The 14,562-nt window shown below is 39.0% G+C and carries 12 protein-coding genes and 1 tRNA gene; 7 read left to right on the forward strand and 6 right to left on the reverse strand.

Annotation, left to right across the window (positions count from 1 at the left end):
- Window positions 1-5 precede the first annotated feature (5 nt).
- Window positions 6-1,121, reverse strand: coding sequence for a DUF2652 domain-containing protein (locus CLV81_RS11790; protein ID WP_245911999.1), 1,116 nt, complete (start codon window positions 1,119-1,121; stop codon window positions 6-8).
- Window positions 1,122-1,190: 69 nt separating this feature from the next.
- On the opposite strand from CLV81_RS11790, the gene CLV81_RS11795 reads away from it, so the two are divergent.
- The 4 genes from CLV81_RS11795 to CLV81_RS11810 all read left to right on the forward strand — a co-directional run bounded on the left by CLV81_RS11795 (window position 1,191) and on the right by CLV81_RS11810 (window position 6,500).
- Entirely contained in the window at window positions 1,191-1,787 is a 597-nt protein-coding gene (locus tag CLV81_RS11795; protein WP_106145328.1) for a TetR/AcrR family transcriptional regulator, read from the forward strand.
- A gap of 170 nt (window positions 1,788-1,957) precedes the next feature.
- Complete coding sequence (locus tag CLV81_RS11800; RefSeq protein WP_106145329.1) at window positions 1,958-4,330, forward strand: efflux RND transporter permease subunit; 2,373 nt, start codon at window positions 1,958-1,960, stop codon at window positions 4,328-4,330.
- 31 nt (window positions 4,331-4,361) lie between these two features.
- Window positions 4,362-5,138 carry an outer membrane lipoprotein-sorting protein gene (locus tag CLV81_RS11805; RefSeq protein WP_106145330.1) on the forward strand — a complete coding sequence of 259 codons (777 nt, stop codon included), beginning with the start codon at window positions 4,362-4,364 and terminating at the stop codon, window positions 5,136-5,138.
- A 150-nt stretch (window positions 5,139-5,288) separates the two neighbouring features.
- Window positions 5,289-6,500, forward strand: coding sequence for a hypothetical protein (locus CLV81_RS11810; RefSeq protein ID WP_106145331.1), 1,212 nt, complete (start codon window positions 5,289-5,291; stop codon window positions 6,498-6,500).
- Here CLV81_RS11810 and CLV81_RS11815 read toward each other — a convergent pair.
- On the reverse strand, window positions 6,497-7,750 hold the full coding sequence (locus tag CLV81_RS11815; protein ID WP_106147491.1) for a site-specific integrase: 1,254 nt from the start codon (window positions 7,748-7,750) through the stop codon (window positions 6,497-6,499). The genes CLV81_RS11810 and CLV81_RS11815 overlap by 4 nt on opposite strands.
- Window positions 7,751-8,065: 315 nt before the next feature.
- Window positions 8,066-8,139 (reverse strand) — tRNA-Arg (locus CLV81_RS11820).
- Between the two features lie 65 nt (window positions 8,140-8,204).
- On the opposite strand from CLV81_RS11820, the gene CLV81_RS11825 reads away from it, so the two are divergent.
- Window positions 8,205-8,717 (forward strand): adenine phosphoribosyltransferase, encoded by a 513-nt coding sequence (locus CLV81_RS11825; protein WP_106145332.1) that lies wholly within the window; start codon window positions 8,205-8,207, stop codon window positions 8,715-8,717.
- Here CLV81_RS11825 and CLV81_RS11830 read toward each other — a convergent pair.
- Window positions 8,714-8,860 (reverse strand): SsrA-binding protein, encoded by a 147-nt coding sequence (locus CLV81_RS11830; protein ID WP_106147493.1) that lies wholly within the window; start codon window positions 8,858-8,860, stop codon window positions 8,714-8,716. The genes CLV81_RS11825 and CLV81_RS11830 overlap by 4 nt on opposite strands.
- 891 nt (window positions 8,861-9,751) lie before the next feature.
- Here CLV81_RS11830 and CLV81_RS11835 point away from each other — a divergent pair.
- The gene (locus tag CLV81_RS11835; protein ID WP_106145333.1) at window positions 9,752-11,053 is read left to right on the forward strand and encodes a prenyltransferase/squalene oxidase repeat-containing protein; all 1,302 of its coding nucleotides are present in this window, start codon (window positions 9,752-9,754) and stop codon (window positions 11,051-11,053) included.
- 73 nt (window positions 11,054-11,126) lie between these two features.
- Here CLV81_RS11835 and CLV81_RS11840 read toward each other — a convergent pair whose 3' ends face one another.
- Together CLV81_RS11840 and CLV81_RS11845 are read right to left on the reverse strand one after the other, a co-directional pair.
- Complete coding sequence (locus CLV81_RS11840) at window positions 11,127-13,073, reverse strand: M23/M56 family metallopeptidase (protein ID WP_106145334.1); 1,947 nt, start codon at window positions 13,071-13,073, stop codon at window positions 11,127-11,129.
- Window positions 13,073-13,432 (reverse strand): BlaI/MecI/CopY family transcriptional regulator, encoded by a 360-nt coding sequence (locus tag CLV81_RS11845; RefSeq protein WP_106145335.1) that lies wholly within the window; start codon window positions 13,430-13,432, stop codon window positions 13,073-13,075. Before CLV81_RS11845 ends, CLV81_RS11840 begins: the two co-directional genes overlap by 1 nt.
- Window positions 13,433-13,582: 150 nt before the next feature.
- On the opposite strand from CLV81_RS11845, the gene CLV81_RS11850 reads away from it, so the two are divergent.
- Window positions 13,583-14,521 carry a calcium/sodium antiporter gene (locus CLV81_RS11850; RefSeq protein WP_106147495.1) on the forward strand — a complete coding sequence of 313 codons (939 nt, stop codon included), beginning with the start codon at window positions 13,583-13,585 and terminating at the stop codon, window positions 14,519-14,521.
- Window positions 14,522-14,562: the final 41 nt, after the last annotated feature.

The raw sequence follows: 14,562 nt of genomic DNA on the forward strand, positions 1-14,562 counted from the left end.
ACCAATCAGAGTTGAGTCATCTGAAAATTTTTATCCTCCATAACTCTTTGGAGCTTATCAATTGAAGATTTAAGTCCTTGGGTCAACTGTTTTTTACCTATAGTGGCCATCAGGAGTTTTTGTAACAACGTTTTCGTTTTCCAAAACTGTTCAACCCTCAAAACACATTGGTTTTCATCGATAGGCTCAATGATGTAAAACTGATAGAGCTTGTGCACTGGTGGTGGGTCTGAAGTAAGTTCGCCATACACCAATTGATTGACAGGAGCTTCTTTAATAACTGTAGAGAAATTGAAATGCTTTCCATTGATAACGCATACATGCTCAGTACCACCACGTGTTACTTCGTTTTCATTGAATAAAAATTCTTCCACACCATCAACCCACAAATGGCGAAATCTATAGTTGGTTAACATCTCAAAAACCTCATAGCCATCCGTTTTTATTGACCATTCCATTACAAAATCAGGTGGGCGATTGGTAACCACCATTTCTGGTGGCTCGAAACCGAGCAGTTTCAGTTTTGAGACATCAATGACCGCAAACAAATAGGGCAGTTGCCTGCCATCATATGTATCCTGACCTTCGCCAAAGCTGAACAACATACTTTCGTAAGTGGCCTGCAATCCAATTTTGTCGGCAAGTTTCCTGCTTATCAAGACATAGTTATCACTCCCAACGGAATTTTTTAGAAGTCGATGTGCTTCAATCACCATTTCACCAAAGGGTTTTCTATTTCCCTGAACCGTCAAAAATTGCAACTCACCACAATGAAGCACAATTTTAAGTTCGAGGTTCGGCGCCGTGGCACAGGCTTGACATGGGCAGATGCGATTGGTTTCCATCATCTTTAAATGGCTGTAAAAGGCAGTGTACATGGTTTCTACCTGAGCCAATAGTTTTTCCTGCGAAGGAATGTGGTTCTCCTTGTAAAAGAAAAGGGCATCACCTTCAACCTCGGCCAATCGCATATTCTGGGTATTGGCCGATATCAGCACCTCGAGTAGTTCTGCTATGACGTGTTCGCTATGCTGTTTTTCAGTGGTCTGAACAAAATGGGTGAATCCAGAAATATCTGGTATAAAAAGTAAAGATTGTGTCAAAATATCTGTTGATTTCACACAAAATTACTAATTTATAGACGACTGGTCAATTTTTTAATTATATTTGGCCGAGAAACTGTAATTAGCATGCCTAAAACAAAAAAGCACGAGGTCAAAATGGACCATCTCATTGAAAGGGGGATGATGCTCGTATGGAGCAAAGGTTACAATGCTACCAGTGTTAATGATATTGTGCAGGCAGCCGATGTGCCTAAGGGTTCCTTTTATTTTTATTTTGATAGCAAGGAAGATTTCGCTGTGAAGGCTATTGACAAATATTTTAATCAAATGTTTCCACCAGCTCTCGAAATACTTCAAAACAATGGAGTAGGTCCCAAGCAACGGCTCATCAATTTTTATGAGTTTCGAGCGCACATCCTTAAGGAAGAGTTCAACTGTAAGATGGGGTGTATGGGGTGTAATCTGGCCAATGAAATGGGCGAGCATAGCGAACCTATTCGGAAGGCCATTGAGAATAAGACGGAGAAAGTGAAAGGGCACATCACCGAAGTGGTAGAATTGGCACAAGAATATGGAGAAATTGACAACAGTATCGCTGCATTGGATTTAGTGAACTTTATGGAAGATGCAGGTAGGGGCGCTATGGTTAGTATGAAGGAAATGAATGATTGTTACCCCATTGATAATTTTACAATGATGATAAAACATTTATTGAGGGCGTAATTTTTTTTGCACCACTAATAGATGACTGGTCAATTATAAATAGTGTGCAGTCAAATATAAAAATAGAAGGGGTATACGATAATAATAGCTGACCGGTCAACTAAAATGTCCAATTTAGAGAATTTAGAACGTCATACTCAATAAAAGAACAAAACCAAAACTGTATAAAAATGAATGCAATAAAAAAAACGGGTAACACCTTCGCTACAAAATGGGCCGAATTTGTAATTAGGTATAAATGGTTTGTCCTCATTGGCTGTATACTTTTGGCAATGGGCTTGGGCTCTCAAGGGAAGATGCAGTTTGATGGCGATTATCACGTATTCTTCTCGGAGAGCAATCCGGAGTTAGAAGCCTTTGATGCCCTTCAGGACAAATACACCAAAGATGATAATATTGTCATTGTACTGGCCCCCAAGAACAAGAATGTATTTACCCGTGAAAATTTGGTTGCCATTGAAGAGCTTACAGCTGAAGCTTGGAACACGCCGTATTCTTCTAGAGTAGATGCCATTACCAATTTTCAACACACACGTGCTGAAGGTGACGATTTATATGTAGATGACCTTTCCTATGAATCGGCAGCTAAGACCGACGCAGAAATCGACCAGATTAGAGCAACCGCCCTAAAGGAACCATTGTTGGTAGACCGCCTTATAAATGAAGATGGCAGTGTTACGGCCATAAATGTAACGGTTCGACTTCCCGGAGAGGATAGTGCAGTTGAAATTCCTGAAGTGACAGCCGCTGCTAGAAAAATGATTGGTGATTTTCAGGAAAAGCATCCTGAATTTGACGTCTATACCACTGGCCTGGTCCCTTTGAATGCCGCTTTCTTTGAGCATTCAGAAAAAGATTTTGCCAGGGTGGGTCTTATGATTCTTATCGTGCTTGTACTTACCCTTTTGCTAACACGCAATTTCTTTGCGATGCTATCTACATTATTGGTTTTCATGTTTTCTTTCATGAGTGCCTTCGGTTTTATCGGTTTGCTGGGAATTAAGCTTACCCCACCCTCGGCTGTTTTCCCCACTATGATTTTGACACTTGCAGTGGCAGACAGTATTCATATTCTTATTACCTATTTACAAAAAGTAAGAAAGGACGGACTTGGAAAGAAAGAGGCACTGGTAGAAAGCATGCGACTTAATTTCATGCCGGTATTTATAACAAGTATTACCACGGTCTTCGGTTTTTTGACCTTCAATTTTGGTGATGTACCGCCCTTCTGGGACTTGGGTAACATTGTTGCCTTCGGCATGGCCATGGCCTTTTTGTATTCCACGACATTGCTTCCTGCTTTAATGGCCATTTTCCCGCTTTGGAACAAAAAGAAGGCACTTGAGAAAAAGGATAAGTTGGGTTGGTACACCAACTTGGGCCTTTGGGTTGTGGGTAGACCTAAAGTCATTACGGCAACCTCACTGATTATCATTGCCGGACTGGCCTATATCGCCACCTTCAATGTTTTTAATGACGAGTTTGTAGAATATTTCGACACCTCGGTAAAATTCCGTCAGGACAGTGATTTCATCAATGAAAACCTCACAGGCTTCTACAATGTAGAGTTTTCGGTCGGAAGTGGAGAAAGCGGCGGCATCAACAATCCTCAATATTTAGCCAAGCTAAATGCTTTTGAAAATTGGTTGGAAGAGCAACCAGAAGTAGTGCATGTAAATGCATTTAGTGAGGTCGCCAGAAGAGTAAATCGCTCTATGCATGGTGATAACCCATCATATTATAAAGTCCCTACAAGCCGGGAAGAGGCTGCACAGTACCTTTTGCTATATGAACTGTCCCTGCCCTTTGGGTTGGATTTGAACAATCAAATAAATGTGGACAAATCAGAGACGCGTGTTACCGCAACATTGGAAAACAACTCAAGTGTTGAAATGGTAGCGTTTGCTGAACGTGCAGAGCAATGGTTAAAGGACAATACACCTGAACCAATGCACGCCATTGGAGTGAGTCCTACGCTGATGTTCTCAAAATTGGATTTCCGTCAGGCAGATAGCATGTTCAATGGAAACATCATTGCCCTCATCCTTATATCGTTGGTACTGATGCTCGCGTTGCGAAACTTTAAACTGGGGTTACTCAGTATTATTCCCAACGTGGCTCCGGTGTTGGTTGGCTTCGGTTTATGGTGGTTGTACAAGGGAACCATTAATACAGGAATGGTCATCGTGTTTAGTATGACACTCGGAATCATCGTGGATGATACAGTACACTTTATGAGCAAATTTTTAAGGGCGCGTAGAGAACTCGGGTACAGCTCCAGGGCTGCTGTGATATATGCCTTTGAAACTGTAGGTCGTGCACTCGTTACAACGACCGTGGTTCTCGTTGCAGGTTTTGCCGTGTTATCAACATCGCCTTTCGCACTAAACAGTTATATGGCTCAAATCACTGTGATAATAATCATTTCGGCTTTGGTCATCGATTTTTTACTACTCCCTTCCTTGCTGGTACTGATAAGCAGAGACAATAAAGAAAATGTCTCTGCACGGGAACTTAGACCTGAAATACAATTAGACAAATAATAGAATCATCAATTATATAAATACAAGACAAATGAAAAAACAGATTTTATCTAGCATAGCACTTATTATGGCAGTTGCTTTTGGAAATGCTCAAACTGCAGAGGAACGTGGCTTGCAAATTGCCAAGGCTGCAGAAGAAGCAGACCTTGGTTTCGGGAGTTCTACCGTGACCTTAAAAATGACCTTAAAGAATAAGAATGGGCAGACCTCAGAACGCTATTTGGAAAACAAAACTCTCGAATTGACCGAGGATGGTGACAAATCCTTGATTGTGTTCAACAGCCCGAAAGATGTAAAGGGAACAGCCACACTTACTTTCACCCATAAGGTGGGCAGTGACGACCAGTGGCTGTATTTGCCTTCCATTGCAAGGGTGAAACGTATTTCGTCAAATAACAAATCAGGGCCATTTGTGGGCAGTGAGTTTGCCTATGAAGACCTTTCTTCCCAAGAAGTGGAAAAGTATAGTTATAAATTCCTCAGTGAAGAGGGGCCTCTACTAATTGTGGAACAAGACCCTGTAGACCCAAAATCAGGATATACCCGTCGGGTAGTTTCGTACAACAAGGAAAAAGGGTATCGTATTGAAAAAATCGAATTCTACGACCGAAAAAACGCTCTTCTAAAGACCTTGACCTATTCCGGTTACAAATTGTACAAGAATAAGTTTTGGAGAGCCAGCACCTTTAATATGGTCAACCACCAAAGTAATAAGGAGACCTTACTTGAATTCAGTGATTACAATTTTGGGGTAGGACTTTCAGACGATGATTTTACCCAAGTGGCACTCAAAAGAGCAGGAAGTTAGTTTTTTCGTTGATTGATGGTTGGTGTCGAAAGGTCAGTGCTTTTTAATCCCCCACTGACCTTTCTTTCTTTTAAATTTTAAAGTCCAAATACCACATTAGTGTATGCTCTAAGGTGGCAGTAATGTGGTCATTTGGCACAATTGATAACTATGGAAAGACATTCTAAACTAGGATTACTTGTTACCCTCTTTTTTATGATTCTTGGCCTAAATGCACAAGAAGAAGAAAATAAGAAAGTATCCCATGATGTAGAACTTGAAGTTGAAGGCGAGTATCGCTTCTTTTATGAAGAGTCACAATTTGAAGGTCAAGAAGACCATTATCCATCCATTGCTTTCCGTCCTGAATATTCAGCAGAATGGGACAAGGGCTATCAAAGCATCAACTTTAAAGGGTTCTTTAGATGGGATAGGGATAATGAGCGTACACACTGGGACATCCGAGAACTCTATTATCAAAAAGCCAAGAATAACTGGGAATTGAGTGTTGGGCTGAAGAAAGTTTATTGGGGCGTTATTGAAAGTAATCATTTGGTGGATGTCATCAACCAAACAGATGCCGTTGAGACTTTTGACGGAGAAGAAAAATTAGGTCAACCAATGGTCCAATTTAGCCTGATAACGAATAAGCTGGGCACATTTGATTTCTTCTACCTTCCGTTTCATAGAAAAAGAACATTCCCGGGCGAAGAAGGGCGATTGCGTTTTGGTACGGTCATCGACCAGGGCGACCTTGGCTATGAGAGCGGTGCCGAGGAATGGAGGCAAGATGTTGCGATTCGATGGAAGCATTATGTCGGAGCCTTTGACATAGGGTTGTCACATTTCTATGGCAATGGCAGGGAACCCTTATTTGTCTTTACCCCAACGGGTGAAATAGATGCATTTTACCCTGTGATACATCAAAGTGGGCTTGACCTTCAGATTACCCACAATGCTTTTTTATGGAAGTTAGAGTCCATCTATCGCTACGCCGATGCGCAGGATTTTTTCGCCCTTGCTGCCGGACTAGAGTTCACATTTAGCAATATTGACGGCAATGGTTTGGACATTGGTGTGCTGGGAGAATATCTGTATGACGAAAGGGATGAATTAGCCTTGACAGCACTACAAAATGATATCTTTTTTGGAAGTCGAATCGCATTCAACGATGTGCAAGATACGTCCATTCTGTTGGGGGGAATCAAAGACCTGGAACAAAGTAGCACCATCTTCAGTATGGAAGCATCCCGTCGTTTTGGAAGCAATTGGACTGCAGAGATAGAGGCACGTATCTTTTCCAACATCGATGATTCAGAGCTCATTCTTGCCAATTTTAGGCAGGACAGCTTTTTGCGAATCGCTATTTCAAGATTTTTTTAATTAGAGCTTACTTTCTGTTCTTCTTTTTTATGATTCAGTTTTTGTCTTAGGTTATTCATATCGGCACTAATCTTTTTATCAAGTACCCTGGCATAAATTTGGGTCGTAGCCAATTTGGTATGACCTAATAGTTTGGAAACAGTTTCAATGGGAACTCCATTGGAAAGCGTAACCGTTGTAGCAAACGTATGCCTTGCCATGTGAAAGGTCAAGTTCTTTTTGATACCCACGGCATCAGCAATTTCCTTTAAATAAAGATTGATTTTTTCATTGGTAAGCACTGGAAGTAGTGTTTCCGAAATCAATGTTACTGGGTGTTCAGAGTATTTTTCGATAATAATCTCGGCTTTATCAAGAAGTGGAACTTTAACGGGAACTTTTGTTTTCTGCCTTTTGGTCACAATCCATCTACTTCCATCTATTCCTAAAACAATATTATCTGAAGTTAATTTGATGATGTCTGCATAGCTAATGCCTGTATAGCAGCTAAAAACAAACAAATCACGAACTCTATCTAATCGCTCTAACGGCAATGGATACGTTTCCAGATTGGATAACTCATTGGAGCTTAAAAACTCCCGTTGTGTACTTTCGTAAGTAGGTTTCCATCTTATAAAAGGGTCTTTGTCAATCCACTCCAAATGATAAGCAAGAGTTATTATCTTCTTCAATCGTTGAAGATGTTTCATTACCGTATTGTTACCCATGGCTTTTGGATGTCCAGCTGGGTAATACCCCGCCAAAAAAGTTTCAAAGTCAGAAATAAACTTATAGTCAAGCTTTCTCAAATAGATATCTGAGGTCTTTAATTTCTTTTGAAGAAATCTGTTTATGTAGTTTTCTGAAATGCCAAAATTTCGAATTGTACCTGGTGCAAGTGTTTTTTCAATTTTTCGGTTGTGATATTTTAGAATTTCCTGCAATGTTTTCGAATTATCATCCTCACCATTGTATTTGGCTTTGATGAGCTGAGCTGTAATAAACTCATCCTTATATTTCAATTCTTGGTATATATCGTACAACCTAGCTCTTACCTGTTCAATATGATTGTTAATTTGTTTAGAAGGTACTCCAGTTCCAGAGACCTTTTTGGTTTTAGAATCCCATTGTGAAATAGGAACCTTTCGCTTTAATCCGATGTTAGCCCGTTTGCCATTTACGGTTACCCTAGCAAATAGTTCTGCGTTGCCTTTTGTTGCTCTCGAAGAATTAATCCAAAAGAGGATTGAAAATGTGTGCGATGTTTTCATAGTTGTCATCTTTAAGGTTAAACATTAAGATGAAAGTCAAATCAACTATGGTTTGCGTTTTTAGCTATTCGGTCAACAGTGTTGACCGATTAAAAATCTGTTGACCGATTTGTTGACGTTTAAAACCAAATCAATTCAAATAAAATGATAGTCCAAAAACAACGAAACCTTGCAAATCATAGATTTTGCAAGGTTTTAGTTTTAGTCGGAGTTTCCTCCTAGTGACCTCGGCAGGATTTAAACTGCCTTTAGTGACCACGGCAGTATTCAAACCACCTATTCGTGACCGCGATAGGGTTTAAACCCTTGTCCTTGTGACCTCCGCAGGATTCAAACCTGCAACCTCTTGAGCCGTAATCAAGTGCTCTATTCAGTTGAGCTAGGAGGCCTAATTCTTAAGGGCTGCAAATATATTTCTTTTTACCTTTACTACAAAACCTTGTCTTCAAAATAGATGAATCTAAAATCCTTCGTTCGAGATATCAACGATTTTCCAAAACCCGGAATAGTTTTCAAAGATATTACTCCACTTTTTAACAACGCCAAAGCCTTAAAAACAGCTTCAGAAGAGCTGGTGAAACTGGTCAATAACCACCACGTGGATAAAGTAGTGGGGATGGAAAGTAGGGGTTTTATTTTCGCTCCCATGTTGGCTTCGCAATTAAATGCTGGTTTTGTTCCTGTTCGCAAGAAAGGTAAGCTTCCCTACGATACTATAGGTGAACGTTATGGATTGGAATACGGAACGGATGAGCTGGAAATTCACGTTGATGCCATATCCCCAGGTGAAAGGGTATTGGTACACGATGATGTTCTTGCCACGGGAGGTACAGCAGCGGCGGTTCAAAAACTAATTGAAAAGTTAGGAGGAGAAGTGGTACAATGTAACTTTTTGATTACGTTGGAATTTTTGAACGGAAGGGACAAGCTTGAAGGACTAGAGGTCGCTTCTTTGATGCAGTACTAGTTGTCCAGTGCCCTGGTCGTCACATAATATCGCCACCCTATAATAGCCAATTGTAATTTTGAAGCCTTTGCAGGGTCTAGCCCTTTTTTGGTGAACGAAGGCAAAAGAACTTTGTTCAATTTGGCCAAAAACTTGTAAAGCATTTTATCTATGTGGTGATTTATACAAATATAGGCATCAAAAAAGGATTGTGCCATTTAAGAGACTCCAAGGAAGAAGAAAAGGAGCTAAAAGATTCTCAATTCTTTTCTGAATTATCTTCTGGAGTTTAAAGTGACAAAGTGCCGATACAAATAACTACAGCACCTCTCAAGACTTCTCCAAATAATTCGGATAAAAAAGAAAAAGCACCAATGAATAAAATTCTTGGTGAACTCTATTCTGGTGCTTTCGTTTTTGACTGGTCAAACTTGATTGATGATTTTTGATTGATGGTTTTTTGATTGATGATTTTTCGATTGATGATGTATTTTAATAACCGGTCTATTGACTAATTCTTTACTGTGTGATGAGCACAGTTAAAACAATATCACTTCAATAAGGGTTACAAGTAAATTGACTAAAAACTTTGCAATGGCAATCATTCTTTTTGATGTTTTAAGGGTTGATACTATTGTTGTTAACCGGTTACGGATTCGAATATAGAATGACAATCATCATGTTTCCAAAGAATTATATCAAAATCTATGAAATTGAATACGAGATTGTAGTAAAAAAAATGGAATAAGTGTTAAGTTATATGTGACTAACTTGAAAAATGTTATAAAAAATAACCATAAATACATTTTTAACTATATAATGTAATAATCGAAGGGGGTTTTTTGAAGCATTTTCTTAAACCAAGGGGCCATTCGTTTAAAAATGGGGCCTTTTTCGCTTTTTCGTTTGATGAATGGAAAAAAACAAATCCCGGTTTAGGGTCTTCGCTCGACAAGTTTACCTGTTCGCTCAGCCATAAATAGGCTTAGCTCAATGCTTGTTTTTTGGTTGTGCAATGCGATTTACTTTCACCCTAAATTCAAAATCTATACAAGATGAAATCAAAAATGCATTTCCTACTTCTTCCTGCGATTATCGGGACTGGGATTTTACTCTACACAGCTTTGACCGCTTCAAAGCCTAAAAGAACGATACAACCTGAGAAAGGTTGCGTATTTATGACGGTAATGGGTGAGCAATCATCTAATGGATTTAATCGCTATAAATCAGATGAGAATATACAATTGGCGGTACGTGACGGTCTGGATTGGCTTTCTAAAGCACAATTGCCCAATGGGGGGTATGGAGCGGGAAGCCATTCAGCGCAACATGTTAGAGATTCCCATGCCGTAAAAGCAGACCCTGCTACAACAGCTATGGTTGGGATGGCTTTACTTCGTAGTGGTACGACGTTGGAAAAAGGAACTTATGCAACTAACCTTAAAAAGGCATTAGACTTTTTGTTGGAAACTATTGAAAGCGATGGAGGTGAGGGCAAATACATTACATCTGTGAGAAATACCCAAATACAGACCAAGCTGGGTCAGAATATTGATGCTGTCCTAGCAGCGCAGTTCCTTTCAAATGTTTTGGAAAGGAATTTAGATGGTATGGACCGAAAAAGAATTGTACTTTGTTTGGATATCTGTATCGCCCGAATTCAAGAGGGGACCGATGAAGATGGTAGACAAAGAGGTGCAGGCTGGGCAGGTGTATTGCAAAGTGGAATGGCCAATAGCGCTTTAGAATCTGCTCAGGCCGCCGGTGTAGAGGTGGATGAAATGATTTTGGAAAAGTCCAGAAAATATCAAAAGGACAATTATAATGAGAAAGACGGGTCTGTTAAGACAGATGATGGTGCAGGAATTATGTTGTATTCTGTGAGTGGTAGTGTAAGGGCAAGTGCCAAGGAAGCGAGAAAGGTTAAATCAGATATTGATAAAGCAAAAGCAGAAGGCAAACTAAGCGAAGACGCAGAAATTAATGCTGAAACCCTTGAAGAAATAGGTTATGCAAGGGGAGAAGCCCAAATGTATGGTACGGCTTACAACGTATATAAATCCGCCAAAAAAGTGGCTCAAAAGGATGAAGTCCTAGATGGTTTTGGAAATAACGGCGGAGAAGAATTTTTAAGCTACCTGCAAACCGGAGAATCGCTTTTGGTTAGTAAGGATGAGGACTGGAAAAATTGGTATGATAATATGAGTGGGCGAATTTTAAAAATTCAAAATGAAGACGGAAGCTGGAATGGACATCATTGTATTACCAGTCCTGTCTTTTGCACCGCAACGAGCTTACTTTTACTAACGGTGGAAGCTGACATTGACATTTTACAAAAAATAGGTGAGGAAGAATAAAAAAGGGAAACGTCATAAATGAAATAACCAGGTCTTTGACCGGGTTATTTCATTTAGACAAATCTAAATTCAACTATTTTTCATCTTTCGTAGTAATTTCTACCACGCCATTCTTAGCTGCTTTGCCATATTTTGTTCTCGCAGCTTCGCCTTTTAGCACGTTGATAGAACCAATTTCATTAGGAGAAAGGTCTCTGACGGCTTTTTGAGTTGATTTTTTTTCGTCTATAAAATATAGGGGAGCTTTATCTCCATCTGTATCTATAAAGAAAAAACCTTCATTTTCAGAAATCACTGTAATGTCATTGTCATCAACAGAACTAAGCCAAACTTGATTACCATTAGAGCCGATGGATGTATTTTGTGAGCTTTGATAAGTCTTAGACCCAATGAAAACTTTGTTGCGTTCTTTATCGATAGAGACCATTAATGGAGATATTCCCTTATCGTTAGATGAGCTATAGGAATTGTTGAAGGTATTACCCTTCAATCCTTCTCCAGATATATGAAATGCCAAGTCAATAATTTCTTTGGATTTATTACGAACTATAGTATAGGAGAAATCAATACCGTTTTTTGCTAAATATGCTTTCTTTTCGGAAAGCTCCGAATCTGAGGTCCTTTTATCAATGACAAACTCAAAATCCTTTTCGGTTTTGGAAAGCTGATTGGGAGGTGTTTTTTTAGCGTTATTTCGACTTGCAGTTGTTTTAAAAGGAATTAGACTTTCTGGGTTCAAGGGTTTTTTGAACTGAAGCACTTCAAAATGTAGATGAGGTCCTGTGGACTTTCCAGTACTCCCAACATGACCAATAATCTGTCCTTTAGAGACTTTGTCACCATTTTCTACCATCCTGTCTTTTAAATGAAGGTATTTAGTACTGTATGAATCTTTATGTTTAATTACAATATAATTTCCATTGTCCGTGCCTGTTGCACTTAGTTCAACCTTTCCATCGGCGCTTGCTAAAACATTTTTTCCGCTTTCGGCGACCAAATCGATTCCATTATGGAAATCCATTTTTTTTGTGAACGGATTTCGAGCAGGTCCAAAGCTTGATGATACTTTTTTGATATCCGAAGCTTTAATAGGACTTATAAATGAGATAGATGGTTTGTTTATGCTCTCCTCGTTGGGACTGGTATAACTGAACTCAACGATTTCTTCAGTGTTGAACCCTACTAAAAACAAACCGAGTAACGGTAGTACAAGAAGTAGCTTTAAAAGATTGATTCGTTTCGATTTACTTTGATTTAACATGACTATTCGTTTTTTGATTATTGAATTGAAAAAAGGGTTTGCGATGGTTATATCGCTATTCCCTGTTGCTTGTTTTAGCATTAAATATTGATACTCCTTTTTGTTTTGGTGGGAATTACATGCTTCCAAATCGGCTATATATTCTAGATTTTGTTTCAAAGCACTTTTGTAAAACCATACCACTGGATTGAACCATTGAAGAATCAGGATAATTTCCGTAAAAAGAATATCCAAGGAGTGCAATTGACGAACATGAACCTTTTCATGATTGATAATAGTGTTCAATTCATTTTGGGAATAATGTCTTGGATTGTAAAAAATGTATTTGAAAAATGAGAATGGAGATATCTGGGAATAAGTTCTTACATGATGGCAATTATCTTCTGTGTGGACCTTTCCATTTTTCTTGATGTTTTGAATGGTTCGAATTTGAAATAGCAACTTCAAACCAAAATACAGCGCACCCATAAGATAAATCACCAATACCAAATTGAGCCAATTCAATGATGTTCCAGTATCAAGTTGGGCAGTAATTTCGGATGGGACCATATAGTTTCCCGAAGACATCGTCGCTCTCGGAACATAAGTGGTTTTGGTAATAGTGATAAAAGGTACTATCAATGATGCTGTCAATCCAATAATTAAGAACATTCGGTTACTGGTAAAAAAGGTCTCTCTTCTCAAAAAGAAATGGTATGAAACCAAAAACAATAGAAGAATCAAAGAGGATTTAAGTAGAAGTATAAAAAAGCTTTCCATTATTTTTTATTTTCAATAAGTTTTATAATCTCTTTTAACTCTTCTACGGATATTTTTTCTTCTTTGGCGAAAAATGAGACCAGGCTTTTGTATGAGTTTCCATAGTAATCGGCAATTGTGGCGTTTACAAAAGTCTTTCTGTAATTTTCTTTGCTGACAATGGGGTAATATCTATGTGTGTTGCCAAAAACCTCATGACCAACAAACCCTTTTTCTTCAAGGTTTCTAATAATGGTAGAAAGTGTATTGTAATGAGGTTTGCCTTCTTTCATCTCCACCATTACCTCCTTGACAAAGGCCTTCTTTAATTTCCAGAGAATTTTCATGATTTCCTCTTCCTTGTTGGTCAATTTTTGCATATCCTTTTAAATTTGTGGTTAAACATATTCCTATTTTTTTAGTTAAACAACTATTTTTATAGTTATTTAACTATTTTGATAGTTTTTATTTTTCCTCTGGGCGGTATTTTTTGATGCATACATGGTCTATATTTGCTGCAAATTCAGGATTTGGGAAACCTATTTTTTATACTTCTAGGACTTTTTTTGCTGATAATTGGGGGGAATTGGTTACTGAAAGCAGCAGTCGCACTTTCCCTGCGGTTGGCCATTCCTAAAATTGTTATTGGGATGACAGTCGTATCTTTCGCAACTTCTGCTCCTGAGTTGATAGTGAGTATCAAGGCGGCCCTTGATGGTTTTCCCGACCTAGCTTTAGGAAATGTAGTTGGTTCCAATATTGCCAACTTGGGGCTGGTCCTTGCCGTTACCGTGATTTTGGGAAGTATTAACGTCCGGAAAAGCTTCTATACCACAGATTGGCCGGTAATGATGGTGGCATCTGTACTTTTTGTTGGGTTTATCTATTTCGATGGACAACTACAACGTTATGAAGGAATCATAATGGTTGTATTCTTATTCTTGTTTTTAGTCTACCTACTCCGCTTTCAGAAAAGCGCGGTGGTCGATGAAATGCCGGAGGACGATACTCCTTTACCGTTGTACAAAACTGCATTGTTCCTTGGTCTGGGTGGTACAGCCTTATGGGGCGGTTCGGAATTACTTATTGATGGTGCCGTAGGCATGGCTTCCACTCTGGGAGTAAGTGATCGAGTCATCGGTATTACAATAGTTTCCGTGGGAACTAGTATTCCTGAACTTGCTGCTTCAGTAATAGCGGTAATGAAAAAGGAAAAAGCCATTTCCTTGGGAAATCTTTTAGGCTCCAACATTTTTAATTTACTGGCGGTACTGGGCATTACTTCCATTATTACCCCCATTTCAGTCTTGGATCAAGGATTGCTTGCTAGCGATATTTTCTGGATGCTGGGAATATCATTTTTGATTTTACCCCTTGTTTTCTTCCCAAAAGGCCTTCGTTTAGGTTGGAGGGATGGATTGGTGTTATTAGGGATTTATAGTATCTTCATTTACATGACCATTGTATGATCAATAATGAAATACAAGTCTCTTTTAATTGGCCTTTTTTG

This window comes from Flagellimonas meridianipacifica (assembly GCF_003001695.1).
Classification (GTDB): Bacteria; Bacteroidota; Bacteroidia; order Flavobacteriales; family Flavobacteriaceae; genus Flagellimonas; species Flagellimonas meridianipacifica.